The sequence below is a fragment of the Cohnella endophytica genome (assembly GCF_003628305.1).
GTDB classification, from domain to species: domain Bacteria; phylum Bacillota; class Bacilli; order Paenibacillales; family Paenibacillaceae; genus Cohnella; species Cohnella endophytica.
This window is the reverse complement of sequence record NZ_RBZM01000001.1, coordinates 1-25,682: the sequence shown is the minus strand read 5'-3', so window position 1 is coordinate 25,682 and position 25,682 is coordinate 1. Positions and strand designations below refer to the sequence as shown.

Genomic DNA, 25,682 nt, shown 5'->3' with positions numbered 1-25,682 from the left:
AACTTTTGCCGGATCGAAGGCCGACTGGCCCGAAACTCGAATATGGTGTTATACGTAGTTATAGCCCTCCTCGAAAATGCTTACTATTGATTCCCATAAATATCATACTCCTTATGAATTTTGATTTAATCATAAGGAATAGTCTCTAAACCGAATAGTTCTATTTATTTATAGTACCTTTCAAGGTTTTCTATTTACATATATGATTTCACCCTGGCTGCGTCAAGCGCGGCCCTTTTTTGATCAATTATTTAATCCTTATAGTTCCCTTATTAAAAATCTGCTTCTAAAATTTACGCTTATAGCTTAGCTACTTATTTCATCCCTTCATGAGTTTCCTAATGTGTGATATCCGTCACATTAATCGAATGCTTAGCAGATTAATATAGAAATCAGAAAGAGTATCAATCACTGTCGCTTGAAGCAACCGAATAATAGCGGAAGTGTGGATGTTATGATGAAGCAGCTCTGCCCTATCCGGCGACTCCGCTCCCCACCAAATTAACTTTTATTGGAGGAAACCTCAATGAAGATCGAGCTATTATCGAACCTGCCCCCTATCGGAGAAAGTGTTGCAAAGTTAGCCTCGAAAGGCGGGCAGCTGATTGTAGACATAATGAGTGTTTACGGATTCTTCGCCCTATGTCTAGCATTCGTGGGCTTCTTCCTGATGGTCCCGGTTCGAATCTATGAGAAATATTATTATGTCGTGGACGATGAAACTATTGTTGAACTCAATCAAGATAAACAAAATTCAACAAATCCGGCAGCATGAGCTGACACTCAACAAACAGTGTTCATTAAACTATCAGGATAAGATAGTTCGGCATTGAACGCCTAGTGAACTACCCCCAGTATCCTATTCAAACTTCAGCCAGACCGAGGTCCGAATGGACAACCAAATCGTGAATATGGTGTTAACTGAAGTTCGGCTCTTCTAGAAATACTTAAAAAATATTATTCTTTTCATCCAAATCAACTTCATTCACTACTTCTTGTTATGTTTCTATTAGATCATGTGTTTAGTATTATTTCTGCTTTCGTCCTTAAATCATCCGTTAAACCTTTATAGGCTTGACACCTTACAAATCTTCTTGAATAAATCGCCATGTCCCATTCGTCATCTAAAATAACAAAGGATTCAATTCCCTTATCTTCATTCTTAGATAACCAATCTTCAATTTCTTTCCATCGAATCGAAGTGTTCGAATTCTTGTCGTGAACAGGGGTTATTCCAATAATTCTTTCATCTATCAGGTATTCAATAAAGTTCCTTATCAAATCTCTCCAAAGTTTCTCATTTGATTCATAATGAATTCTCCATGTTGAACAAATAACAATAAATGAATCTGTCATTTCAACCAGTAACTTTAGATTTTTCATTGCTTCTGGGTCAAATGTAATCTGTCCATTATTGTGATTTTTTTGTATTCTTATGTATCTATCGGTGTTCAAGACACCATCGATATCCAAGAAAATGAGTTTCATCTAGAACACCTCATATTTATTGCAGTTTAGCTTTAAGCGTATTTCAGATAACAAAATTGTGTTCACGACATCCCACTACCTTAGCACAAAGGGCGGTCGCGACATAGTTAGGTGGTGCGGATGTGTCCGGCTGATCCGGATCTAGGGGGGGGGGGGGGGCATACATCGATGCGTGAATATGGTGCTAGCTAATGCCACCCTTTCTTCGAGCTACAAACGTAATCCAATTACTTCTGAATTCAATTTCTTTACCATATTTCATTTCATCTATTGTTTGTGGAAGATATCTCTTAAATAAGATTTCCCAATCCTCGTATAGTTCTTGTAAAAGTGCAAATGTCTCCTCTGTCTTTAAATTCAATTCTATTAAGCCCTCATTTATCTCTCCAGTTTCAATATCTAATTCTTCAATTTCAGTACTCATTAATATTGTGTTTATTCCATTTTCTTTTGTTCCCTCAATCATTCGATTAACGACTATTCGAAATGCATCTACTGAAGATAAATGCTCTAAGCAAGAACATGCAATTATATAATCAAAACCGTTCGGCTTTATTAAAAATAACTCTGCATCAGCTATTTCTGCAATGATCTGATTATGAACATCGTATTTCTTTGAGTTTTCAATTAAATGTTCAATAGCAGTTGGAATCAAGTCAACGCATGTAATAATCCCTTGATGATTCTTTAATTTCTGGGCAATTGGAATACTGTTCCTTCCTACTCCACATCCAAGATCAAGTATTTGAATTTCGTTGTGATTGAAAAGTTCCAACATATCCATTACAATCTTGACCGGTTTCGCCAACCAAGTTCCAGGCTCAAAGAGAACATTGTATGAATAAAATGTTTCGTGATATTTAATCTCTTCTGTTCGAGCTTGAATAAATTTATTCATAGATCACCTAGGATTTAATTATTTTTCGCACTTGGGTGGTTTCAACTAAAGATATTTGTTCTACATCTGCCAGGTTAGTTCCCTACCACCAATCAAATGATAATGTAAATGATTAATCTCTTGTTGTCCGTGCTTTCCAGTATTCGTTATTATTCTAAACCCAGATTGATCAACTCCGAGTATTCTTGCTACTTTCTGAAATCCTAAATGGCACTTATAAATAATGTTTTCATCCTGAACTTCAATATTCATAATGCTCTCTATATGTTTCTTTGGAATTACAAGAGCGTGCACCGGCGCCATATATTGAAGTCCATAAAATGAAATTACATCTTCTTCTTCATAAATAATCTCTGCTGACTCTTCTCTTGCAATGATTCTGCAAAAAATACAACTCATAGGAATCCCTCGCTCTCGAGATTATTTGTGATTCCGCTTCCCTGCTACTGCCAATTGCATCATCGAATCCGCATCTAACTTCTGCCGGACCGAGGGGCGAATGCCCCGATACGTGAACATGGTGTTATACGAAGCTGTTGCCATCTTGAGTAACTTCATATTTCACTTCTGAAAAATTTTTGATCATCATCTCATGAAGAACAGTATTTCCAGTTATCTTATCCACTACTTTTCTCCAAATTTCATTCTCTCTGAAGTTTTTTCCATTAGCCCTAATAAATCGATGGCCTCTTTCTTCAACATGATATGAATTAGGCCAATTGTGATTGCAGTGAATAGATCCCTTGATATGATCATGAGTTAACCAAACAGTTATCTGAAAGGTAGATTCAGTATTATTATAAAAACGCAAATCAACATAGTTATAAAAAACACTAGCTCCACTACCAAAAGGTAAAACGCGACGATCATCAGGGAATGGATCGAAACTATGATGATACCTCTCCCGTAATTCCAATGGTGAATGTAGGAAAAGCCAAAAAAGTAAATTAGCTAATTGACAGACTCCACCGCCAATTCCCGTTTTAACTTCTCCTTGGGATAATTGCAAACCCTCAATATATCCTTTTTTTGAGGTTGTCTTTCCAACTAGCTTCCAAAAAGAAAAGGTTTCACCTGGCTTGATCATTATTCCATCTATTTTTGAAGAGCTTATTCTTAAATTAGTAATCTTATTCTCTTGCAACTTGGGGTCGCTTGTTCCTAACTTTCTCCTTAATAAAGATTGATGCCTCATAATAGGAAACTTCAGTCTTTCACTTGACCTAGTCATCGAATAATGAATTGCAGGATTTAGATTTAATATATGTCTTTGAAGTCTTAACTGCATTATTCTAAGATTGTATAGAGCAGGAATTTTTTTTAGTAAATATTGTTTCATCAATTACACAATCCTTTGCAGCGGTATCGTATAACGTTTCAGTGTTGTACTGCAGTTGGGTGGATAAAATATCCTTAAACCTTTTTAATCATTTCTCTAAATTTCTTTGGTGCTCTATTCAGATAAGCATCTTCAATTACTCCTCTTATATCTGTCCAAGTCGCATCTCGATCAAGTCGTAATCCAATCCAACCTAGATGTCCCACATATGGAGGCCTAAAATAGATTTCAGGTGTTGACTCAATTAATAATGATTGAATTCCTGATGGAGCAGAACACCAAAGTGCAATTCTTCCGTCGCCATGATGATTTACTCGATATTGTACAAAAGACAGCTTGCCATTTATGAAAAATGACGGAGCGCCATGACTTATTCGTTCACTTGTCCCAGGTAATGAAAGACACAAAGTTCTAATTTTTTCAAAAAGAGCCTCAAGATTTGGCGATTGCTTAAATAATTCTTCGCTGTCCAACTTTCTCAACCCCTTTTTCACTGGTTTCGTATATACACAGTTTTACCAAGATATCTTATTAGTTGCATGTTTATAAAATGGGGAAGTTTCTTTCTCGCAAAAAATTGCGATTTGATTTCCACTTGGGTCAATGATATAGATTTCATTCATTAATCCATGATCCTCTTGTTTCATAATTTTTATGTTATTTCCCCTTAAATGGGCTTTAATCTTATCTAAGTCATCTGTTTCAAAATGAAAGTAAACATTATCAACTTGATTATCACCAGTTGAAAAATGTAAAGGTTGAATCTCGCTTACTTGAATTAGTGCTACCAAAGCTTCTCCTGAAGGAAACTTGAAACTTGCACCGGCTCCCCAATTATCAACAAGCTCAAGTCCAAAACATTCGGTGTACCAAGTAATGCTTGATTCAAGGTTTAGAACAGGAATGAATACAGTTCCTACTCTTAACTTATTCATTGCTTGACTCTCCTTTAGAATTATTGTTTCGATGCGGTTAGTCGGTGTGGATATGTCCGGCTGACTCCACTTCACTGATACTGCCAATTACTTCTCTGAATCCTCATCTAACTCCTGCCAGATCAAGGGGCGAATGCCCCGATTCGTGAATATGGTGTTATATGAGGTTCCCTCTTCGTCGAAATACATTACTCTCTAATCTTCATAATTATCCAAATTATAAATCCTGTGATTACTAAAAATGAATACAAAATAGCCAGCAGAAATAAATCCAACAATAAATAACCGATCTTTATTTCGTCACCAAGTATAGTCATATTGGTGGCTACAAATTTATTATGTGTTCTATCCAGCACTAATGGAATCTCTGTTGTAAAGCCTTCTACATTCATCCCACATAACTCGGTCGGAAAATCTAAATTAAATGGTTCATAAAAATCTCCACCAATATATGGATAGCTTTCATTGTTGGTTTGAGCATACCAATGATATTGATCTTTATTAAATTTATAGTCTTTACTATACCATTCATATTGATAATTATTGTCTCTATTATTAATAATGAAGTTAACATGAACAGTTTCAATCTGAGTTGGATTCTTACATTGATTATTTAGGAAATCTTCTAAAGCTACCTTCAATTCATGCTTGATAACCAAAAAATCTATATACCTATAAATTACTGGTGTTGTAAAAAGAAAAAATATAAAACAATAAATAATCAAGAATTTTGTTGATTTTGATTTGTTCTTTAGTATAATCCCATGTCACCTCTTTTTCAGCTCTATAAGGGAGTATCATATAACGTTCTTGTTTTCGGTTTATAGTGCGAGTCTTACATAAATCCATATATTGTCAAACAAATAAACCCAACAACACAAACTGGACAAATTAAATAACGAATCAAACTAGTCTTCTCATGGACTATAACTAGATCTAATTCTTGATCCCAGGAAGTTATGCCTTCCTTCTTTAATCTATTATAGCCCATAATGTTTGCAACTATTTCAATAATACCAATTCCTAATCCCATTCCTCTTAACCAAACTAGACGAGATCTCTTAAATGAAATCGACTTAGACAATCTATTTCCGTCACTATGTAAAACTTTAATATTCATAATTTTTTTGCCAGGGGTCGTTCCAAAAAAATACATATATATTCCATCCAACACAATCCAAGAAGCCATTAATAAAAAGCTCAAAATACTATTATTAATTTCATCAAGACTTTTCATATCAATAAAAGCCCAAATAACACCAATTAAGAATGAGTGAGAAAGGTAATCAAAATTTCTGGCCCAAAATCTACTCCAAGGTTTTACTGTTGTTGTATTTGTTTGCGACTCAGCTACAAAATCCATTTGTTTTTCTCCTTTGGAATTAGGGTTTTCCTTTAACGTTCATTTGCTCACGATACCAATGCCTACTAGGATTACGGTTTAAATCTCTTACTCTTCTACAATAAATCTTGGATTATTCATAATTTCATTTACGACATCCTCAATTTCCATATCCGTTGTTGTTAATAAATGCTTTTCAGGAGGGTTTGAATGTAAAATCTCTTGTAATCCTTCAATACATCTTTGGCCCATTTGATGTTCCGGAATTCGTTCAGCATCTCTACCAAGTAGTTCTTCTTCGCCAACTATCAGAACAACAAATTTGATTGTTATTTTATTATCATTTAACTTCTTCTTGATCATATCTACATTACTAAAGAATGCTACATAATCAATCACAACATCATGGTCATGTTTTAGATAATTCAAGGTTAACGATAAAATATTCAACCAAATCAGATCACTATGATATGAACTTAACCACGGCTTTTCATGGCCACCAATTACCATGTGATCAATCAAGTCACCCTCAATGTATGCACTTCTGGTTAGTCGCTCCGCAATAATCTTGGATGTTGTGGATTTACCGGCGCCTGCAGGGCCGGAGATAATATATACGTTTCTTTCCATGATCTTCATCCTTTGCAACGGTTTCAGATAACGTTCCTGACTTCAATTTGATTACTTGTTTTCCCGTTTTTCAATTGGAAAGTATAAATAAAGATCCCCGTTTGTTTCTACTGGGTTATAGTATTCATGAATGGCTCCCACAATTGTATATTTGTTTTTTGGTAAATAATCATTGATCATATAATTGAATATCTCTTGATATGAACTTTGACTGCATTTCATTACTGCAAATTTATATGAAGGTATTATCCATTTTGTCCATCCAATTGGAGCAATCGAATTCTCTAACACTTCACAACCAGCTAGATATTTACCTTGATCTGTCCAACGGTTAAAGCTTTCAGATAAATCACTCATCGCCCCCCATATACCAACGATATTACCTTCCGTATCAGTCTTTGCTAATGACCGGATCTCTTCAAAGTTATTATTTGCTTCTTGCCAAAGGGGTGGAATCCAACTTTGACTATCGGCTGCAAAGCCCTGCCCGACCTTGCCGATAACTGTAAATGAATTCTTCTCTTCAAAAAATACGGACATAACACACGCTCCTGGCTACTTGGTTTAATTCTCTGAATTGCAAGTATTTCGGATAATGTTCTTATGTTCACGACGTCCCACCGCCTTAAGCCCGAGGGGGCTTGTCCCCCGATGCGTGAACACGGTGTTAACGGATGAAAATGCCTCATTAGAAAATATCCCAGATCTACTATTATCTTCACTGTTTCAACCATAGAAAATACCATTTCCTTTTAGAACGTTTTTGATTATAGTTCTTAATTTTGTTGTAAAGATATTCAAAATCATTTGCATACAAAGGGTTATCTTTTCTTCTTTTTTCAATATATCTCTTAAGTACATTATATATTTTTCTGACACCATGCCCTGATGCCCCTTTAAATATGTAAAATGGCAAGTTCCCGTATCTAACCATCATGCTCCACTTATTAAAAAAATTGCATACAAATGCCGCATCTTCATCGAATTCATTGCTTAGAATTGCATTATTGTTATCGTATAAATTAAGTAAGTTCTTTCTAATTTGAACTAATTCCTTACTGTCGCCTTCTTTGTAATATTCTTTTATTACATCCAATTGCGTTTTCTTTTTGTTCCATTTGCTAATTAAGTATCCAAAAAAAGATAGAATCGAAGTTGTGATAGCAGTGAGAATAGAAACAATTATTTGGATTTCTTTGAAGTCCATCTTTTTCTCCTTTAATATGCAGCTTGCATGTATTTCCGATAACATTCTTTTGTTCACGACGTCCCACCGACTTAAGGCGATGAAGTTGCCGAGCTCGATGCACTTAATCTGTGCGGATGTGTCCGATTGATTACGCTTCCCTGCTACTGCCAATTGCTTCTCCGAATTCTCATCTATCACCTGCCGGACCTAGAGCAGAAAGGTCCGATGCGTGAAAATGATGTTAGCTGAAGAAACTGCCTCCCTGAGAAACTTACATAATTCTTTCTACTATTGGTATATATATATCCGCGTTATTTAAGTGTTGTTCTTCACCAAATTTAAATACTTCTAATGCTAATGATTTTACATTGTTTACAAGGCCATTTTCTTTTAAGTATTCCTGGCTTATTGCATATGGATCTTGATCTGATGATCTTACTTTAATATATCTTTGACTAGGTACTTGAAATCCAATCATACCATTGGGAGTCTCAGTGATCTCATTCACTTCCATGCAGTAAATGTAAGTAAACAATATATCGTTTGCAAAATGCGGGCAAACATACTCTTGATTATTAATAATTCCATTAATTTCATTTTTTCTTTCAAGAAAAAGCTTGTTTGCTTCCTGCATTCTTTCTGAATCAAATCTGTCGAATACATTTGTCACCGGAACTCCGATAAAGTACTTCGCTTCTAATGTAACGATTTCAATTTGATAAGTTTTCATCATCATCTCTCCCATATTTGATTTGATTAATCCCTTGCTCTTATTTCAGATAACGTTCTTGTGTTCATGACGTCCCACCACCTTAAGGCTCCGAAGGAGCCGACCGCGACGCGGTTAGGTAGTGCGGATGTGTCCGGCTGATTACGCTTCTCTAGTACTGCCAATTACTTTTCTGAATCCACATCTGACTCCTGGCGGACCGAGGGGCGAATGCCCCGATGCGTAAGCATGATGATATCTGTAGCTACTCGACTTCCTTGTATCTGCTAAACTCTTCTTCCACGCTTTGCATTTGTGTGATATGTCGTTTTGCATGCTGACAAAGAAAGTAAATATATTGATAAACATCAATCTTTCCAAGATCGTTTACTGTCATTGTGGTTTTATATAATATTCCTTCACCATTCGGTATTTCAATTAGGATTTCTTTACATTCATTTATTTGTTCTTCAAATAAAGCTTTTACTTCATCTAATGTCTTTTCTCCCTTTGGTTCCATGTGTTCTGGTCGAATCCACTCAAAAGAGTTGTGCTCCGAGATCTCCTTAAGTTTTCCTAAATTATATTGATAGTTTGATAATGCTTGGAGTAAATCGGCTTTCAATGAAAGTTCTTTAGCCTTTTTCTTACCTTTACGAATCAGAATCAATAAAAAATGATTCGTTAAAGTTACGTGTTCTAGTATTTGTTCAACACTCCATCCAACAAGTGGTCTATATCTAATTAGGTCAGGATTTTTATCAAACCATACATAGTATTCATTCAAAGTAAGTGAAAGTTCATGATTTATGAACTCAATAGTTTGTTTTAACGTCATTATTTTTCCCGCCTTCAAGTAGTTTCAGATAACGTTAACGCATTCACGACATCCTACACCCTTAAGCCCCAAAGGGGTAGCTTCGGCTGCAATCCCTTCTATGCTTTATTACTTCTCTGAATTTACATCGGACTCCTGCCGGACCAAGGGACGAATGTACCGATGCGTGAACATGGTGTTTTGGGCTGCAGTGGAATTCCTGAACTGTGTTTAGATTCCATTTAGATTCGTCTGGTAAGATCAGTCATTGACTACAAGTTGAAAGATTACTGAGGAGGGAAATTGAACTTGCTTAAACGCCTAATAAGTATTTTACTATTGTCTAGTATTCTCGTAACCCTAATGCCTCCTGGGATTCAAGCTGATTCACCCGCTTCTGTCAAACCTGCGGCAACGCATCAATCGACTGCGCAGTCCGTGCCTCAAAGCTTATTTGCGGACGTGAAGCCATCGGACTGGTTCTATGACGCTGTCATGTATGTAAAGCAAAATGAAATATTCAGCGGCACGAGCAAGGATCGTTTTTCGCCCCGCGCTACAATGACTCGTGCCATGTTTGTTACTGTACTGGGGCGAATCGCAGAAGTCGATGCAAGTCAATATAAAACTTCTGCGTTTACGGATGTGAAGCCAGACGCTTGGTATGCGCCTTATGTACAATGGGCAGTGGAACAAGGCATTACAAGCGGAACCAGCGGCAGCAAATTTTCGCCGAACGTTGCGATTTCAAGAGAACAGATGGCAACGCTGACATTGAAGTATTTTGAAAGCGATAATGTTCCATATCAAACAACCGAGAGCAAATCCAAGCCAGACGACATAGAAGCCGTTTCTCCGTGGGCGGCGGATGCGGTAGTTAAGCTTTGGCAGGCCGGCTTGTTTGCAGGAGAAGCCAGTAGCAATTTCCGTCCGCATGCCAATGCGACTCGCGCCGAGGCGGCCTCTCTTTTAATGCGTACCGACCAAGCTTCGAGAGTTAGCGACGTTACATACACGATTGCTTTTAACTCCAACGGCGGCTTGCCGATCGATAACCTTCGTCTGAATCGAGGCGCATCGCTAAACAATCTTCCGCTCGCATTCAAGGAAGGCTTTATTTTTAATGGCTGGTATAAGGATCCTGCTTTCACAACGCCGGTAGTGAATAAAGATACCGTCAAGAGCGACATGACTTTGTATGCCAATTATATGGCATCGGCCGATGATGCCGTGAAAATCACACCGAATGCATATGCCATGGATCAGGCGCCGAGCTTCAAGATCGCAGTGAAAGAGGCTATAGGTAAAATGACTGCGGCCCAAGTTCAAGCCGGAATGACTCTTAAATCCCCGTCCAATCCTGATTTTGCAGGTATTGCGGTAACCGGCTCGAATGGCAACTTTACAGTTGCTGCAAAAGGCGGCGCCTTTGAAGAGGGCCACACCTATCAGGTCACTTTGACGAACAAAAATCTTACGTTTACAGGTAAAGACCCCACGACCAGAAATTATATTTTTAGTATCGCTAAAAAAGAAGTCATGCGGTTGCCTCTCAATCCTTACATGATTAATATGAAGTTTTCCGACATCTCTCATATGACCCAAAATGGCGCGTCCGTCGCTTCCCCTTCGATCGCTGTCATGAGCGCGAACGTCGGCGGCGGATCGGTTTCGAACTCGGCCCCTGCCGCGATCGGCACCTTCCGTTATGACGGAAGTACGCGCTTAAAAGTCGGCGATACCGTCTCCATCTATGAAGGGACTCGCCCTGATCTGCGTACTTTGAATACTTCCGATGATGGCGATATCGCCTATGTAACGATTACCGCGGTAAACGGAAATGTTTATTCCTACACAAGCGCAGACCCGATGAATGTTTTGCTCAAGCCACACGTACTTCCGGTTGATCCTGCATCGGACACCGACGGTGACAGCGCGAACCACTCCATAACGGTAGCTCCGGTAGCTATGGATTATTCTAACGCTAAATATGCGCCGATGGGTCTTAACGCCGCTACTGTGGCAAGAGTAGGGGACTTCCTCGCGCTCGTCAATACGCGTACTGGAGCCTCTTCCGGCTACGGAAAAGTGACGTCAGTCTCCAGCTCGGGGAATAACTATGTTATTGCCTATACGGATGCAACACAGAATGATATTACTCACGCCCTGGACTTCTATAAGCAGGAAACAATTAACGGGGACGACCTGTTGTCGCAAGCCGACATCGCTTCTTTGGAAGCGCAAATCAAGCAGCAAGCGCTCGCTAGCGGATTTGTGGATGAAGCTGCAAATTATTTGTCAACTGCGGCTTTGCAAACCGATAGCTTCAAAACATTACTCGCAGCTGGCGTATCACCGGCCGCACAACAAGACAAAAAGCAGGAAGTCCACATCCTCTCCGTACAGCCGGAACAAAAAACGGAAGTCCGCATACACAACTTGCAAGTTTCAGCAAACATAGACACGTCGTTGAATCATTTTAAGGGAAAGAGCGGTTTGCGTCTCAACCTCACCGTTTCCAGCGATATTCAAGTTTCAACAGGCGGGGCTAATGATATCGTTATCCATATGAGCGCTACATTTACGGAGGAAATCTCTTTGAGCGTAGGTGTAGATGGTAGCACAGTTTGGGGTTATATTGATCTGGGGCTGTTCGATCTCCCGTACCCGAAGGACTATCGAGCCAGCGCCAACCTGGACGCCTTCACGTTTACGAGCATTGATGCGTCTGCGCAGATCGGTACCGTGGCTGCGAATACTCCGCTTGATCGCTGGAAGAATATTTGGAATACTGCCAAAAATAAAGTAGACATCAAAGCGCAACTGAAAGCGGTTCTGGAGCAGACGCCTTCCGCTCCGGCCAAGGTAAACGCCGATACGCTGGTGGAAAGCTATCAAGCTATGCTAGAGAACGAGACGAATTGGGTTGACTTGGTAGAGGAAGAAATCTTCGAATTAGACAGACACCTGTTATTGGGTCTTCTTCATATCAACTTTAAAGGCAGTTTTGTCATCAGCATGAATCCGAATATTTCCTTGGGGATCGGCTTCAGCTATGAATCCGCGAAGAGATATACGGCCAGCTTTAAACTTAGCGAAGGCTCGCCTTCTTTTGGCACCGTAGATTTGCCGGGCGACGGGACCTATAATTTCTACTTCTATGTGATGGGCACTTTAGGGCTACGGGCTGGCATTCGTCTCGAGCTTGCGGCAGGTCTGTTCCACATCGAATTGGACAGTATCGGGATCACGGCAGAGGGCGGCGCCTATCTTCAACTCTACGGGTATTTCTATTACGAAAAGTCATCATCGGCGCCGACCAAAACGTTAGGAGCACTGGTTCTGGAGATCGGTATGTATCTGGAGGCAGAGTGGGGGGCGCAGGTGTTCGGCGGATCTTTCTCATATTCTGAACCGTTCTATAACGAATACTGGCCGCTTTATCAAGCCGGCAAAATAAATGGTCATTTCCTCGATTTCGCCTATAAACAGGTAGATGCGCCTTCCTTTGTCGCCATGGCAGAGAAAGTTTTCCCCTCGATCGAGGACGCCTTGAAACTGAACGATTTGAATCTGGTAACGGGCGATATTCGTATAGGTAAAGATCTTGACCAGAATTACACTCTTACTTTTGATAACAATCAGTTTACTTACAATCGGAATACATCCCGTGTAACCGTATCGCCAACAGCTACGGATGATATTCTCACCAGCAAGATGACTGTAACGTGGAAGGGCTCAACGACGGGTTTAAATTCCCTTCCTTACTCGCGCAATATTGATTTGACCTGGTACAAGAGCGGATACCACTCTATTACCTTGAATCTGAATGTCCCATTTGTAAACGGTCAAGATCCAACAGGGGAATTTCGGACGAACGAGTTCGGGCGGATTGTTCAGCCGGTCCGCACGTCAATCAAAAATGAAAAAATCTTGACAAAAGTGCCCAAAAGAACCGGGTATACGTTCAAGGGATGGGCTTCGGATCCTGAAGGAAAGAACCCTTACATCATTCCTGACACTATGCCAGCAGGAAATATAACGCTTTATGCGCAATGGACGCCTCTCACGAATATACCCTACTTGGTCGATTACCTTACGGTAGATCCCAATACAGGAATTCGCAAAGTCATGAAAATCGATTCCTTTTCCGGTACGACAGGCGCTTCCGTCTCTCCAGTACCGATAAAAATCGAAGGCTATGAAACACCTCCAACACGGACCATTACCATACTTGGAACAGGTTCAACGAAACTGAGCTACGAATACCTGCCTGTCACGCGCAAAATGACTTTCTATGCCGACAAGGGCGGAACTTCGGTCGTTTTTTCGGCAAGAAGCTTGTCGAAAGTACCCGACGGTGCAGTGCCGATTTTCACCAAACCCGGCTATACCTTTGTGGGATGGTCGCAAGCCATTCCAGGCACAATGCCGACAAGCGACACCACGTACACGGCAACCTGGAAAGTACGTACCGATACGCCTTACCGCGTTTCGAATAGGCTGCAAGGTGTCGGAAGCACTTCGCTTTACGTTGAAGCCGATACGGGAAGCTTCCAAGGGACAACCGGCGCGCTTGCGGCTCCCGAAATTCAACAGTATGCCGGCTTTACCTATGACCATGACACAGCCTATGACAGCAGCGGTAAAGCGTTGGCATCTAGTACGGTTGTAGCCGATGGAAGCCTGTCGATCGTACGTTATTACACGCGCAACAGCTACAATTTGACGTTTAATGCAAACGGAGGCATTGGCGGTTCTTCAGCTAAAATTCAGTACGGCACTGCCATACAGGCGCCAACCGTAACGAAAACAGGTTGTTCTTTCGCAGGTTGGTCGCCCGCGCTTGCTAGCACAATGCCGGCCCAAGACACCACCTATTCCGCGCAATGGAATTGTTCGCCGCCGGCACCGGTGATTAGCGGCGCCAAATCGGTTCTGTCCAATGCGAACGGGAAAGTGACCGGGAGCAGCCTTTCGGCTCCGAGCACCTTTACCGTAGGTCAGTTGTTGAATGGGTTAGCTCTATCCCCGAACGCTACCGCCCAAGTATTGGATCATGATTTGGTGGCTGTAACCGATCAGACGTCCGATATCACTTCAAGTATGATCGTACGCGTTACCGCTCAAAATTCGTCAACTGCGGATTATGCGATTCAGTACAACGACGTTGAAGTGACATCGCCTAGCTATCAAATTAATCATAACGTAGGAACGATTACCGTGCCTCCGTATACTTATGGCATGACTCTATCTATTACCGCACCACCAAATGGAAGCTTTAAGGTCTATGACCATAACAACGTAATCATTTCGCATGGATATTCTATTCAAAGCGGTGACAAGTTAATCGTGACCGCACAGGATGGCACTCAAAAGACATATACCTTTATCATACAGTAAGTTTATAGAATATCACGGCACGTAATAATGAAATCGCCCGCAGCTGGTCACAGCTGGCGGGCGATTTTATTTTCCGGAGGCTATTTGTTCAGAGCATCTTTTTCATCTCATAGTACTTGGCTTTGTTCTCATCGCCGCGTTCCCTATAATACTGGATCAGAGTATTTAACGCATTGTCGAACCTTACCTCGTAGGGTTGCTGTATACTTAACGTCCATGAATAAAGCTTGTTTTCAAATAACATGCCTTTGTACAGCTCCACCATTTGCTCGAGGATTTCCATTTTACTCTTATCTTCATTATAACTTTTACTGAAATGATCGAATGCCAACAAATCCACTTTAATGTCTTCGAGGTTGAGCCAAATGTTCCCGAGTCTGCTCTTGATCAAATGATGGATTCCAAAAGCGTCGAATCGCTTCTTTAAGTTATATTGCGTCGTATATAAGTTTGCATAACCTCTATCCATCTCCAAATCGGGCCACAAGTCATAAATGATTCGTTCTCTGGACACATGCTTGCCGTTCATGCATAGTAAATAGGCGAGAAGCTCTTCCGTTTTTTTGGTTCGCCAATTGTCGTCGATCAATTGCCCGTCTATGAACACGGAAAAACTGCCAAAACACTTCATCTCAATGTTGCGTCCTATGTCGGTTTTGCTTCTGATCTTCTTAATTTTTTCCACTGTGACATAAAGCTGTTCGTACTTCACCGGCTTAACGAGAAAATCCAACGCTTTTGTTTCAAGCGTGTCCGACACATAGGCATGGTGAGCGCTTGTGAAAACAAAATCCATTTCCGGTCTTTTTTTGAACATCATCCCCAACAAGGATATCCCATCGATCTCCGGCATTTCGATATCCAGTAAAGCAAGGTCGGGCTGTATGCTGCCCAATTCTTCCAAGGCTGTTGCAGGATCTTCATACATCGCAACGACTTCGATATCCGCCATTTTCTCCAACTTGTTTTTCAAGTTCCGCAGCGCATAATATTCGTCGTCTACAATAATAACTCTCATGGCTGCTCCTTAATGGGTACTTCAAAACGAACCGAAGTTCCTTTACCCTTCTCGCTGACGATTTGAAGTTGCGTTCCATACTCGGCCTTAAGCCGCGCATGAATACTGGCAAGCCCAATGCCCTTGTTGGGCGAATATTCCAGTAATTTATTTTTGTCTGTGTCTCCTATGCCGACGCCGTCGTCTTCTACTGCAATGTAGTAGCCTTGTTCAAGCTCTTTAACCCTTACCGTGACTGTTCCCGCCATTTTTCTTTTACGAATACCGTGTTTAATCGCATTTTCTACCAAGGGTTGAATAACCATGCGCGGCACCTTCAACTCAATGCTTGGATCAATATCATAATGGACGAATATTTTGTCCGGGAACCTGGCTTGCTCAATGCGAACATAAAACTTGACTGCCTCCATCTCTTCATGGATAGAAATATATCTTTCCGAATTGCTGTAGTCGAATATATTTCTGAGATAATGGGATAAATCGTTGACCAAGTTTCCTGCTTTTTCTTTGTTTTCGGCAATAACCCCTTCTATCACATTCAAGGTGTTGTGAACAAAATGCGGATCCATTTGAGCTCTTATGAAAGCAAGCTCGAACTGCTTGGATTGAATTTCGGAATTTTCAAACAGAAGTCGGTTGCGTTGCTTCTCTTCATTTAAATCATTAATGATTTCTGCGAGAGACAGGGCGAAGGCGGTGGCGGAGACGCAAGAAATAAAGAAGATGTAATAAATCATAATGTAGCTTTGGGGCAGCAATCCGAAAACCATCAAATCGAATAAGATTATCGACACGATGAACAAGAGCCATGCCGTTATGAGTTGCGGCGAACGAATGGATTTGTTCCTTATGCCTGTAAACATAATGATAAAATACAAGACATACACCACAGAAGATGCGCCCGCGCCGAATCCTCCCAGCTCTCTACTGACGAAAAGAAACACCAATATATTGATAGGGAAGTAAACGATGAGCAGCTTTAAACAAAAATCGATCTTGGGAAACCTGGTTGGGGTCTGAAAGATCGCCCTCATAAAAATAACGATAGCAAGCGACATGAGAATGCCGATGACAGTAGAATATTCCGCAAGCCAATAAGCGTATTTGAAGCCCGTGATGTTTAAGAGTCCCGTCGTTGCCGCGTTCCATAACAAGGTGGCGAAAACAAAAAAGCAGTATTTAATAAAAGTTTTGTTTTTAATGGCTATGCCCATGATCAGATTATAAAAAAGCAATGCCACCATTACGCCGAATAAGATGCCCCCTGCCCAGACATTGATCATGCTTGTCTTTCTAAAGAGATCATCGTTTACGACTTGGACAATAAAGTTTTGTCCGTATACCGATTTGCTTGTCATGTATATGTACTGATTATAATCAAAATGAGGAGGGATTTTGAATGCGGGGTAGACATAACCGATCTCATCGGGATTGCCTTTATACGAGTACCCGAAATGCTTTGTTACGTAATCGTTACTTGTCGGGAGGTAAATCGTCGCATCTTCAAAAAGAGGGTTGTTAATTGTAAGGTAAATGATTTCATCAGCGTTATACCGGTTTAATTTTATTTTGAACCATAACCGGACCGGAGAATAGCCAACCTTGGAATAGTTGCCAGGCAAAGCTACGAATTGATCGCTGACTTTAACATCGGACAAAGTCATGTTTCCTGAGTTGTCTTGTAGAATCTCCATACGGATATCATCTTTGGGTTTGTTCGCATCCTGCGAATAGATGACGAAAACGAATGCGGTACAAAGCAAAATGGCTAACAAAATGGTCATAAATTTCATTAAAAACGTAGTCGATTCCGATCTCATGAACATGCTCCCCAGTAAACTCGGACGATGTCGATTCTTGGAGCAATTTTACCATGGTTCCGACAATCCTTCAATCTGACCTGCCGGACCAGGGGGCGAATGACCTGTAACGTGAATATTAATTATATTGAATTGCTCCCCACATGTTTCCATTAAGATCAATGAATTTAAGAACCCATCCAAATCCTTCATCTTGATAAAAAGGAACTTCTACTCCAATTGATTTCAAGTGATCGTGTAATTTATGTATTTGCTTAGTGTTATAGAGTAACACAGGCATTGATTGTCCATTAAATATGAAGTTCGCATTTGTATCTTCTTTTGTTTCCCACAGCATTAGCATTGGTCCTTCTTCCAGTGTTAAAAAGGCATGATGATTTTCTTTAGACTTTCCAGTTAATTGAAATCCGAGGTTCGATACATACCAAATTATTGATTCGTCTAAGTCTTTTACTGGAATTTGCATGTGTTCTAATTTAGAAAGAAAAGTACCATTCATTCTCTTCACTCCTTAAAGGATTATTAATTCTAACTCTATGTCGTTTCGTAGTTGCCAGCTGTTTTGATTACTTTATTGAAATATGTTCATTGATTTTTTGAAAAGTTTTTTTTCTACATTTGTTTTAATTATTTCAATAAAGTTTTCAAAGCCAACCATATGAGTATGTATCTTAATTCCTTTAAATTGCGATCTAACTTTTACTTCTTGAGACAATGAGTTAAAGGAGATCTGAGTAATCTCATCCCATTTAATAAAGCTATACTTATTAAGAAAACTATATTGGGTTATCCCTTCTGAAGATAATATTATTCTATAAAACTTACCTCCAAGGATAAGAATAATCCCCAAAATTATAAGTATCGAGGAAATTGAGAAAAACCCCCAATTAAATTCAGCTGAAAATGAAAAAATAATTTCTAGGGTTAAGAAAAATACAATACTTACATAACCAACAATTGAATACATTCTATTTAATTTTAAAGTAATTTCTCCTTGTCCGTTAGGATCGATTATTTTGTTTGACATTCTTGTTGCATAATTCATAAAAAATGAGATAACTAAAAATGAAATTATCGTAGAAATATAACCTGCCATTTATAAACCTCCCTGAAATTACTTCTGTAGTTACGCCTAACGTTCGTGCGTTCACGACGTACAACTCCCTGAAGCTCGAAGGGCGGCCGCGATGTGGTTAGGTGGTGAGGAGTTACTGCTTTTAATATTCTTTTTGTTTTACTTTTTCTGTAGTGAATATTCCGCTGGCGAAAAAATAACTAGTATTTTAAGGTCTTCTGTAATTTTAGTGAATTGGTGCTTTTTGTATGCTTCAACGAATACTAGTGACCCTGATTCCACTTGAATTTCTTCTTCCTCTACTTTTAATATCGCTTTCCCCTCAATAATGTAATATAATTCATCCTCCGAATGGGGTTCTTGCAAGTCTTTACTGCCTACGGCTAACTGATAAATTCCAGAACTCATTGAAGGATAACGCAAAAACTCAAAATAGAGTTTTTCTTTGTATTCATTTTCAGCTATTAAATCAAATAGATTAAATGATTTCATTGAGAATCTCCTTTGACCTTGTTATTTTTGCAACGATTTCATATAACGTTGCGTCTTCACGACGTCACACCACCTTAAGCTCCGCCAGAAGCTGGCCGCGATGCGGTTAGGTGGTGCGGATATGTCCGGCTGATTCCGCTTCCTTGCTACTGCCAATTGCATTTGGTCTTCTATTATGGTTGCCAAGCTTCCCATATGTTCCCGTCAGGATCAGCAAACGTTATGTTTAGTCCGCTTGTCATTCTTTCTCCTAATATGTTCACTCCGTTTTCCTTGAAACGTTCATATAGTTCATGGATTCGTGGGGTAATGAAACATGCCATTGCATGGGGTTTACCACTGTCCATTGACCATAAAAAACGTAATCGACCGCCTTCTTCGTCCGATTTATGAAGGAACAGCGCAGGTACTACTTGCCTTAACCCAGGTGAAGGCAGGTTCCCGTCCCTGTTGGGAAGATTCAACACAGCCATCACTATCCCAGGCTCTACAGGATCGTTGTTTGCAGGTTGATATCCTAAATTTTGTTTGTACCATTTAATTGACTCGTAAACATCATTTACCGGTACGTAAATACAAGTTATACCCGTTATATCTTCCAGTCTGTCTTCCACTTTGATTTCCTCATTTTCCTGCATATTCGAATCCTCCCTCTTAATATCTTAAATTAATAACGACTACTTAGTAGACCGCTCAGTACTAATCTAAAACTTTATCTTGTTCACCGAATACTCCGAAGCGTGAACATGGTGTTATATGACGTTCCCGACTTCTTAGAGTTACTTTCACTCTGCCTTTCTGTTTCTATTTTTACTCTGTATTTCAATAAAGGCTTTTATAAACCGTCACTTACTTATTTGTTACCGAGTTGTTCCGCCAAACCGATTAGAAGTCCTTCGACTCCACGAATGTAGCAGAGCCGATACGAGTCCTCGTACTGAACCACTTCGCCCACGAGCTGAGCACCATACTTAGTGAGTCTGGATACCATTTCGTCAATGTCTTGAACTGTAAACATGACGCGTAGATAACCGAGAGAGTTTACAGGAGCAGTCCGGTGATCTGATATAGTAGGCGGGGCGAGAAATCTCGAAAGTTCAAGTCGACTGTGGCCATCTGGGGTAACCATCATAGCAATCTCTACGCACTGAGAACCTAGTCCGGTTACGCGACCAGCCCATTCACCTTCTACAGTCGCTCGTCCTTCGAGGTTCAAGCCAATCTCCTCGAAGAAAGAAATTGCGTCATCAAGGGATTCTACAACGATGCCGACATTATCCATTCTTAGTAAATTGTTTTTTATCATAGTTTTATCTCCTCTTGTACAAATTTACTACCTGATTATCTTCAATAATATTTCAAATCAAGAATATTTATTTAATCCTAAAAAAATGCTTTGCCGCGACGCGGTTAGGTGGTGCGGATGTTTCCGGCTGAATTCACTTCTCCGCCAGCTGCCAATTGCATCTTTGAATCCACATCTACCTCCTGCAGGACCGAGGGCCGAATGGCCCGATGCGTGAACAAAGTGTTATTTGAAGTACGGAACTTCCCTGACTAACTACAAAGATCACAAGATTACTTCGATCCCTCAATCCCATACCATATGGAATCCACCTATCCATCCGATCGCACCATCTTCTGTACTTATTTTTATTCCATCATCTAAACTTAAAACTTTAAATGTCTCATTTCGTTTTAGGATTTTAACAATTTTATTTTCTGACATAGATATTTTTTCTTCTTCAGTAACTGGCGCTCCATCAATAACATCTTCTTGTGATTTATACACTATAAATTCTCTATCTGAAGTTATGGATTTCCCAACAATTTGATTAGTTTCAACTACTTCTTTTTTGTTGATATCATAATATGATAGTACTAAGCTAGAATTAAATTCCCCATCCTCAGAATCCTCATATAAATTTCCACCCCAATAGTATATTTCACCTTTACCTGAAGTAGCCAAGATTCCACCATCAACCCTAGCGATTTCAACATATTTCTTGTCTACAAATCTATAAATAACTGCAATTCCTCCTCTTAAATCCCCATGTGTAACAAAAATCTCAGTATAATTATCGTCTATATTTATATCTACAAGACCTAGCTTTGATATACCTTCGCCAATGTCAGACTCAATGTAATTTTCCTCAAGTACATTCCCCCCGATATTGATTACACATTTGTTTATAACTTCATATCCATAAGAATCTTTACCCATAAAAGTATTGTATTCCATAAGATCTATTTTCCCATCGCCATCGAAGTCGTAATTAATATGTCCATTTTGATTTTTTCCTTCTTCGAATAAGTCGATTGAATACGGCAATTTATTCATCAAAACTTGTTTAACTTTTTCGATATTTGCTTTATCTGCAGAAGAAAGAACAAGCCCATTTTCTTCAATATTAATTGCAACATCTTTAGGTTGCTTACTACTATTAAATCCACAACTTAAAATAACTAAACATAGTAGTAAAATAAATACCTTTATAAGTAATCTAGCACTCATAGCCACGTCTACCTTTCTGTATGATACCTCATCTAACTCCTGCCGGACCGAAGGGCGAATGCCCTGAAGCCTGAATGTGGTGTTAAGCGGAGTTCTCGTACCCACATTAATTCAATTCACTTAGAGTCTTAGATAAGACCGAGCTAAATGATTCTCTAAAAACTGTAATTTCAAAGCCATCTGCAATACATTCAAATAATTCATCATGGAAGAGTAATAAATAATGAATTCGTTCTTTCCATCTTTCCGGTTTGTAATAAGCATGAATACTATTTATCTTTTCTTCCGCTTTAATCCAATTTGAATTTATTACTTTATGTGCACTATAAAACTTAAGACCTTTTTTATATAAGGGATGGCCAGACATTACCTCATCGTTAGCCCCACCAAATTTATAAGCATAGCAGCCATTAAACTTTACAACAGCTATTGGTAGAACTTCATTACTGTTTGGGTCAATCACTGTAACACTAGTTCCATCCCAGTCTTGGGATTCTTCTTCAATGTAATATAATAAATAAGTTTGGTGTCCTGAAGAAATGACATGAGGGATTGGGGCTCCAACATCCCAAGCAGGTTCCCATTCTATTGGTAATGCATATTCGTACGAGTTAGTGGTCTTCTTAAATAACATGACTGGCCTCCAGATACGGTTGCGTAAATACGTTGTTGGACCCTTCGTCTCATGCTTGCCTGACTCTTCAGTGCCTTCTGGGCTCGAACCCTCTTTGAAAAAGTAAACTCTACCTCTTCAATACATGTAACAACGGCTCTCCATCTTCTTCTCGATTACTACCTCGAATCGCCTTCTTGCTTCCACTTCATTACCAATCTCGCTGTTCTCTAGACACCGACAATCAATGCCTCTTGATCCATTCTCACAACCAATTCTCTTCCCTCAAAATAATATGTCTTAACCTTCTACTTTCAGGCGTCTGTTCCCCCAACAACATTCATAATTAATTTTTTTCAAAATATCATTTTTGATTTCATTCATTATTCTTTGTATTTATTCGCAACCTCGCTGTTCCTAGATCCCTCGAAACCTGAATTCACTTCATGTTCTTCTCTGATTTAAGATGGCTCTTCAATAGTTCGCTAACCCTTATCTTTAATTCGCTGTCACTTCGGGTCCAATTTCATATATCGTTCCCGTGTTCACGACGTACCGACTTAAGGCGACGAAGTCGCCGGGCGCGATGCGCTTTGTCGGTGCGGTTGTGTTCGGCTGATTCACTTCCATGCTGCTAACAATTGCATCCTCGAAACCACATTTAACCTATGCCGGTCCGAGGGGCAAATACCCCGAAGCGTGAAAATAATGTTATACGCAGTGACCGCTTCTTCGAACCTATTAGAATAAATTCTTTATCATTTGGCTCTGTTATTTTTGATTGTTGATATTTTATTATTTTTTTCTTCTTTAATCTTAAACACATAAGGGTTTAGAAGATTTATGGTTAAAATCCATAAAAGATATAGACTCCCATATAAATGTCTATTTACATCCTGAAGATACCAAATGAACAAAAGCGGATAACTTAAATGGAGAAAAATATAGAAAAATATACTATAAAGTTTAAACCCATGAATTATTCCACAATTTGAACAGCGTACAGTATATCCCCATGCTACATAAAGTCTCCATCTCTTTATAGGCATATTGCAAGACGTACATTTCAATCTCATCAATCCCCTTCCCCAATTGACGAAGATAACGAATCGAATATTGATTCATTGCTTATTTTACCAAAATCATCCTATTTTTCTCTATAAAATAATAAAGAAAGATTTTTACATAGCCCGAAGGGGCGGTCTTGATGCGGTTAGGTGGTACGGATGTGTCCGGCTGATTTCGCTTTCCTGTTGCTGAATTACTCCTGCCGGACCGAGGGCCAAATGGCCCGAAGCGTGAACATGGTGTTCTAGGAAGTCAGTGCCTTCTACGCCTAGACTTTCAAAGCCTCTTCTTATCTCTGATTGCTATTTGATATTTGACTTTTGTAATAATTCATTGCAATTTCATGATTCCAAATCTGTGCTTCAATGTAAGGTATCGTGCCTTTGGGGATCAATAATTGAAATTTATTCATTAAATCAGTCGTCATCATAGTCTTTACTTCTGACAAAGTAAAAATTTGACCATGATATTTAGAATTGTAGTATTCTTCCGGCTTATCTCTACCAATCCAGAATGAAACCATACTATCTGGCAATGTAAAACTTACATCTTTATCACTGAAAAGAGATAACGGAATTCGCAGCAACTTTACGTCTAACCCTTCACTCAAAGTATAATTTTCTATCCAATCAGCTGTTCCCAATACAGCATAAAATGGATATTTGTCTTTTGGTACTCCGCCTTTTTCTTTAAAACCGTTTCGTAGCCAGTTCTCAGCTTCTAATCGGTTCTCCCAATACTGAACTGGTTCTTTGAATCTTTCAAAGATTGGTGAGTCGTCACATAATTCTTCCATGACTTTCATTGCTTCAGACCTAGAAAGTGCAGACAAACTTCTAAAAGGCACTGTATAGTAATAGTGCGTAATATATTCAAACATCATTGGTCCTCCAAACGGTTTTAAAATGATTTGCACTCATTACCTATAACGTTTCAGTGTTCACGACGTCGAAAGACTAAAGGTAATGATAGGTACATGCGAAGCTGTCTTTCGAACCGGTTGCGCATCGTTCAGTTAGTCTTGGAGATGTGTTCGCCTGAATTTACTTCTTGAGCATAATCCTGCCGGACCAAGGGGCGAATGCCCCGAAGCGTGAACATGGTTAGATGAAGTCACAGTCCCTCATTATTACTTACAGTCTTTTTAATTTCTTATATATTGTTTTGATCATGGTTTTTATTTTACTTGGTTTTATAACTTTAATTTTGATACTTTGACGTCACCTGTTAATTGAAAAAGACCTTCTCTTTGAGTTCCCTTTAGATAACCTTCAAATAATTCAATTCCAGAATCATATTTATCTATAAAGTCCTTACAATCTGGGTCATTAATTCTTTTCTTCAATTCTTCAAGTACTGCTTCAATTTCAAATCGTTTCAGATTCATCATTCTACTTGAACAATAAGTATCAAAACTTGAAAAAGCCCCGATCAAGAAGTCATTCAGGAACTTGTCTTTGCCATATCGAATTAACTTCTCTCCTAGTTTATGAAAATCAAATCCTACTGACCATGCTTGAACAGACCATTTCGCTTCTTCTAAAAATAAGTCCCTATATAGCTCAACAGGAAAAAACACTTGTTCATTTTCAATTACAAACTTAATGATATTTCTTCTAAATTGCTGATTGGAATCCAAAAATTCATTTGCATGTTTTCCATTCCAATCAAAAATTATTTGATTTCGATTGCTGACATCGTACCCGGTCGAAAAGGATAAAAGCTCCATAATCTGTACACCCTTTACTGTAATTTCATATAACGTTCTTGTGTTCACGACGTCCCACCGATTTAAGGCGACAACGTCGCCGGCTGCGCGAATGCGCAGTTAGTCGGTGCGGATGTGTCTGGCTGATTCAGCTTCACTGCTGCTGCCAATTACTTATCCGAACCCACATCTAACTTCTGCCGGACCGAGGGCCGAATGGCCCGATGCGTGAACATGGTGTTAGCAGATGTGCTGACTTCTTAGAGTTACTGTAAAAGTTTTTTAATTGCTATTAGTGGTTTCAATGTATCACTGTATGAATCACTTGTTAAAGCAATAACTATATTTTGGGAGGGATCTACACAGATATACTGACCGCCCATTCCCATAGCAAAATAAAATGATCGGTCTAATAATTCATCCGATACCCACCAATGACGACCGTAATAACCTAAGTCTTCATAGGTTAGATACTTAGGCATTGTTGAAGTAGATATCCATTCTTCACTAAGTAGTTGTCGTTTCCCCCAGCGTCCTTTGTTCAAATAAAAATAGCCAAATTTCTGCATATCTTGTATAGACATGTGTAACCCGAAACCGCCAATGTTAACTCCTTGAGGATC

General features: G+C 39.4%; 27 protein-coding genes. 2 read left to right on the top strand and 25 right to left on the bottom strand.

What is annotated here, in order from left to right; genetic code table 11:
• Window positions 1-526: 526 nt before the first annotated feature.
• A complete protein-coding gene (locus D7Z26_RS00135; RefSeq protein ID WP_120973615.1) occupies window positions 527-775 on the top strand; it encodes a hypothetical protein in 249 nt (82 codons plus the stop codon).
• Between the two features lie 239 nt (window positions 776-1,014).
• Here D7Z26_RS00135 and D7Z26_RS00130 read toward each other — a convergent pair whose 3' ends face one another.
• The 13 genes from D7Z26_RS00130 to D7Z26_RS00070 form a co-directional block, all read right to left on the bottom strand.
• Window positions 1,015-1,488 carry an HAD domain-containing protein gene (locus D7Z26_RS00130; RefSeq protein ID WP_120973612.1) on the bottom strand — a complete coding sequence of 158 codons (474 nt, stop codon included), beginning with the start codon at window positions 1,486-1,488 and terminating at the stop codon, window positions 1,015-1,017.
• A 184-nt stretch (window positions 1,489-1,672) separates the two neighbouring features.
• The gene (locus D7Z26_RS00125; protein ID WP_120973609.1) at window positions 1,673-2,386 is read right to left on the bottom strand and encodes a class I SAM-dependent methyltransferase; all 714 of its coding nucleotides are present in this window, start codon (window positions 2,384-2,386) and stop codon (window positions 1,673-1,675) included.
• A gap of 60 nt (window positions 2,387-2,446) precedes the next feature.
• Window positions 2,447-2,785: an HIT domain-containing protein gene (locus D7Z26_RS00120; RefSeq protein WP_120973606.1), complete on the bottom strand. Its 339-nt coding sequence runs from the start codon at window positions 2,783-2,785 to the stop codon at window positions 2,447-2,449.
• Window positions 2,786-2,909: 124 nt separating this feature from the next.
• A complete protein-coding gene (locus D7Z26_RS00115) occupies window positions 2,910-3,725 on the bottom strand; it encodes a VanW family protein (protein WP_199731625.1) in 816 nt (271 codons plus the stop codon).
• Between the two features lie 74 nt (window positions 3,726-3,799).
• Window positions 3,800-4,198 carry an MmcQ/YjbR family DNA-binding protein gene (locus D7Z26_RS00110; protein ID WP_120973601.1) on the bottom strand — a complete coding sequence of 133 codons (399 nt, stop codon included), beginning with the start codon at window positions 4,196-4,198 and terminating at the stop codon, window positions 3,800-3,802.
• A 42-nt stretch (window positions 4,199-4,240) separates the two neighbouring features.
• Window positions 4,241-4,660, bottom strand: coding sequence for a VOC family protein (locus D7Z26_RS00105; RefSeq protein ID WP_120973598.1), 420 nt, complete (start codon window positions 4,658-4,660; stop codon window positions 4,241-4,243).
• A 188-nt stretch (window positions 4,661-4,848) separates the two neighbouring features.
• Complete coding sequence (locus tag D7Z26_RS00100; protein WP_120973595.1) at window positions 4,849-5,319, bottom strand: hypothetical protein; 471 nt, start codon at window positions 5,317-5,319, stop codon at window positions 4,849-4,851.
• Window positions 5,320-5,495: 176 nt separating this feature from the next.
• Window positions 5,496-6,023, bottom strand: coding sequence for an RDD family protein (locus D7Z26_RS00095; RefSeq protein ID WP_120973592.1), 528 nt, complete (start codon window positions 6,021-6,023; stop codon window positions 5,496-5,498).
• Window positions 6,024-6,110: 87 nt separating this feature from the next.
• The gene (locus D7Z26_RS00090) at window positions 6,111-6,632 is read right to left on the bottom strand and encodes a nucleoside/nucleotide kinase family protein (RefSeq protein ID WP_120973589.1); all 522 of its coding nucleotides are present in this window, start codon (window positions 6,630-6,632) and stop codon (window positions 6,111-6,113) included.
• A gap of 51 nt (window positions 6,633-6,683) precedes the next feature.
• Window positions 6,684-7,172: a GyrI-like domain-containing protein gene (locus D7Z26_RS00085; RefSeq protein WP_120973586.1), complete on the bottom strand. Its 489-nt coding sequence runs from the start codon at window positions 7,170-7,172 to the stop codon at window positions 6,684-6,686.
• Between the two features lie 178 nt (window positions 7,173-7,350).
• A complete protein-coding gene (locus tag D7Z26_RS00080) occupies window positions 7,351-7,896 on the bottom strand; it encodes a DUF4760 domain-containing protein (RefSeq protein WP_147423813.1) in 546 nt (181 codons plus the stop codon).
• A gap of 196 nt (window positions 7,897-8,092) precedes the next feature.
• Entirely contained in the window at window positions 8,093-8,551 is a 459-nt protein-coding gene (locus D7Z26_RS00075) for a GyrI-like domain-containing protein (protein WP_158602135.1), read from the bottom strand.
• Between the two features lie 244 nt (window positions 8,552-8,795).
• A complete protein-coding gene (locus tag D7Z26_RS00070; RefSeq protein WP_120973578.1) occupies window positions 8,796-9,368 on the bottom strand; it encodes a DinB family protein in 573 nt (190 codons plus the stop codon).
• A 288-nt stretch (window positions 9,369-9,656) separates the two neighbouring features.
• On the opposite strand from D7Z26_RS00070, the gene D7Z26_RS00065 reads away from it, so the two are divergent.
• Window positions 9,657-14,750, top strand: a complete 5,094-nt coding sequence (locus D7Z26_RS00065; RefSeq protein WP_120973575.1) for an InlB B-repeat-containing protein — start codon at window positions 9,657-9,659, stop codon at window positions 14,748-14,750.
• A gap of 88 nt (window positions 14,751-14,838) precedes the next feature.
• Here the strand turns inward: D7Z26_RS00065 and D7Z26_RS00060 are convergent, their stop codons facing one another.
• From D7Z26_RS00060 to D7Z26_RS00005, 12 genes are all read right to left on the bottom strand, one after another.
• A complete protein-coding gene (locus D7Z26_RS00060; protein WP_120973573.1) occupies window positions 14,839-15,768 on the bottom strand; it encodes a response regulator in 930 nt (309 codons plus the stop codon).
• Window positions 15,765-17,588, bottom strand: a complete 1,824-nt coding sequence (locus D7Z26_RS00055; protein ID WP_158602134.1) for a histidine kinase — start codon at window positions 17,586-17,588, stop codon at window positions 15,765-15,767. Before D7Z26_RS00055 ends, D7Z26_RS00060 begins: the two co-directional genes overlap by 4 nt.
• Before the next feature lie 118 nt (window positions 17,589-17,706).
• Entirely contained in the window at window positions 17,707-18,087 is a 381-nt protein-coding gene (locus D7Z26_RS00050) for a VOC family protein (protein ID WP_120973567.1), read from the bottom strand.
• 72 nt (window positions 18,088-18,159) lie between these two features.
• On the bottom strand, window positions 18,160-18,684 hold the full coding sequence (locus tag D7Z26_RS00045) for a hypothetical protein (protein WP_120973564.1): 525 nt from the start codon (window positions 18,682-18,684) through the stop codon (window positions 18,160-18,162).
• 138 nt (window positions 18,685-18,822) lie between these two features.
• Entirely contained in the window at window positions 18,823-19,155 is a 333-nt protein-coding gene (locus tag D7Z26_RS00040) for a cupin domain-containing protein (protein ID WP_120973562.1), read from the bottom strand.
• Window positions 19,156-19,328: 173 nt separating this feature from the next.
• Entirely contained in the window at window positions 19,329-19,793 is a 465-nt protein-coding gene (locus D7Z26_RS00035; protein ID WP_120973559.1) for a VOC family protein, read from the bottom strand.
• Window positions 19,794-20,008: 215 nt separating this feature from the next.
• Window positions 20,009-20,461, bottom strand: coding sequence for a VOC family protein (locus D7Z26_RS00030; protein WP_120973556.1), 453 nt, complete (start codon window positions 20,459-20,461; stop codon window positions 20,009-20,011).
• 285 nt (window positions 20,462-20,746) lie between these two features.
• Window positions 20,747-21,670 carry a hypothetical protein gene (locus D7Z26_RS00025; protein WP_147423812.1) on the bottom strand — a complete coding sequence of 308 codons (924 nt, stop codon included), beginning with the start codon at window positions 21,668-21,670 and terminating at the stop codon, window positions 20,747-20,749.
• Window positions 21,671-21,776: 106 nt separating this feature from the next.
• On the bottom strand, window positions 21,777-22,304 hold the full coding sequence (locus D7Z26_RS00020; protein ID WP_120973550.1) for a hypothetical protein: 528 nt from the start codon (window positions 22,302-22,304) through the stop codon (window positions 21,777-21,779).
• A 1,336-nt stretch (window positions 22,305-23,640) separates the two neighbouring features.
• Window positions 23,641-24,231, bottom strand: coding sequence for a hypothetical protein (locus tag D7Z26_RS00015; protein WP_233566529.1), 591 nt, complete (start codon window positions 24,229-24,231; stop codon window positions 23,641-23,643).
• 312 nt (window positions 24,232-24,543) lie between these two features.
• The gene (locus tag D7Z26_RS00010) at window positions 24,544-25,128 is read right to left on the bottom strand and encodes a hypothetical protein (protein WP_147423811.1); all 585 of its coding nucleotides are present in this window, start codon (window positions 25,126-25,128) and stop codon (window positions 24,544-24,546) included.
• Window positions 25,129-25,325: 197 nt separating this feature from the next.
• A partial coding sequence (locus tag D7Z26_RS00005) for a serine hydrolase (RefSeq protein ID WP_147423810.1) occupies window positions 25,326-25,682 on the bottom strand: 357 nt, incomplete at its 5' end.

What these genes read in the sequence shown, in the direction of transcription:
- D7Z26_RS00125 (WP_120973609.1), bottom strand. Translation starts at nt 2,386, where the DNA reads ATGAATAAATTTATTCAAGCTCGAACAGAAGAGATTAAATATCACGAA.
- D7Z26_RS00045 (WP_120973564.1), bottom strand. Translation starts at nt 18,684, where the DNA reads ATGGCAGGTTATATTTCTACGATAATTTCATTTTTAGTTATCTCATTT.
- D7Z26_RS00030 (WP_120973556.1), bottom strand. Translation starts at nt 20,461, where the DNA reads ATGATAAAAAACAATTTACTAAGAATGGATAATGTCGGCATCGTTGTA.
- D7Z26_RS00025 (WP_147423812.1), bottom strand. Translation starts at nt 21,670, where the DNA reads ATGAGTGCTAGATTACTTATAAAGGTATTTATTTTACTACTATGTTTA.
- D7Z26_RS00120 (WP_120973606.1), bottom strand. Translation starts at nt 2,785, where the DNA reads ATGAGTTGTATTTTTTGCAGAATCATTGCAAGAGAAGAGTCAGCAGAG.
- D7Z26_RS00070 (WP_120973578.1), bottom strand. Translation starts at nt 9,368, where the DNA reads ATGACGTTAAAACAAACTATTGAGTTCATAAATCATGAACTTTCACTT.
- D7Z26_RS00040 (WP_120973562.1), bottom strand. Translation starts at nt 19,155, where the DNA reads ATGAAATCATTTAATCTATTTGATTTAATAGCTGAAAATGAATACAAA.
- D7Z26_RS00085 (WP_120973586.1), bottom strand. Translation starts at nt 7,172, where the DNA reads ATGTCCGTATTTTTTGAAGAGAAGAATTCATTTACAGTTATCGGCAAG.
- D7Z26_RS00130 (WP_120973612.1), bottom strand. Translation starts at nt 1,488, where the DNA reads ATGAAACTCATTTTCTTGGATATCGATGGTGTCTTGAACACCGATAGA.
- D7Z26_RS00020 (WP_120973550.1), bottom strand. Translation starts at nt 22,304, where the DNA reads ATGTTATTTAAGAAGACCACTAACTCGTACGAATATGCATTACCAATA.
- D7Z26_RS00060 (WP_120973573.1), bottom strand. Translation starts at nt 15,768, where the DNA reads ATGAGAGTTATTATTGTAGACGACGAATATTATGCGCTGCGGAACTTG.
- D7Z26_RS00050 (WP_120973567.1), bottom strand. Translation starts at nt 18,087, where the DNA reads ATGAATGGTACTTTTCTTTCTAAATTAGAACACATGCAAATTCCAGTA.
- D7Z26_RS00105 (WP_120973598.1), bottom strand. Translation starts at nt 4,660, where the DNA reads ATGAATAAGTTAAGAGTAGGAACTGTATTCATTCCTGTTCTAAACCTT.
- D7Z26_RS00135 (WP_120973615.1), top strand. Translation starts at nt 527, where the DNA reads ATGAAGATCGAGCTATTATCGAACCTGCCCCCTATCGGAGAAAGTGTT.
- D7Z26_RS00075 (WP_158602135.1), bottom strand. Translation starts at nt 8,551, where the DNA reads ATGAAAACTTATCAAATTGAAATCGTTACATTAGAAGCGAAGTACTTT.
- D7Z26_RS00015 (WP_233566529.1), bottom strand. Translation starts at nt 24,231, where the DNA reads ATGTTTGAATATATTACGCACTATTACTATACAGTGCCTTTTAGAAGT.
- D7Z26_RS00095 (WP_120973592.1), bottom strand. Translation starts at nt 6,023, where the DNA reads ATGGATTTTGTAGCTGAGTCGCAAACAAATACAACAACAGTAAAACCT.
- D7Z26_RS00035 (WP_120973559.1), bottom strand. Translation starts at nt 19,793, where the DNA reads ATGCAGGAAAATGAGGAAATCAAAGTGGAAGACAGACTGGAAGATATA.
- D7Z26_RS00090 (WP_120973589.1), bottom strand. Translation starts at nt 6,632, where the DNA reads ATGGAAAGAAACGTATATATTATCTCCGGCCCTGCAGGCGCCGGTAAA.
- D7Z26_RS00115 (WP_199731625.1), bottom strand. Translation starts at nt 3,725, where the DNA reads ATGAAACAATATTTACTAAAAAAAATTCCTGCTCTATACAATCTTAGA.
- D7Z26_RS00055 (WP_158602134.1), bottom strand. Translation starts at nt 17,588, where the DNA reads ATGAGATCGGAATCGACTACGTTTTTAATGAAATTTATGACCATTTTG.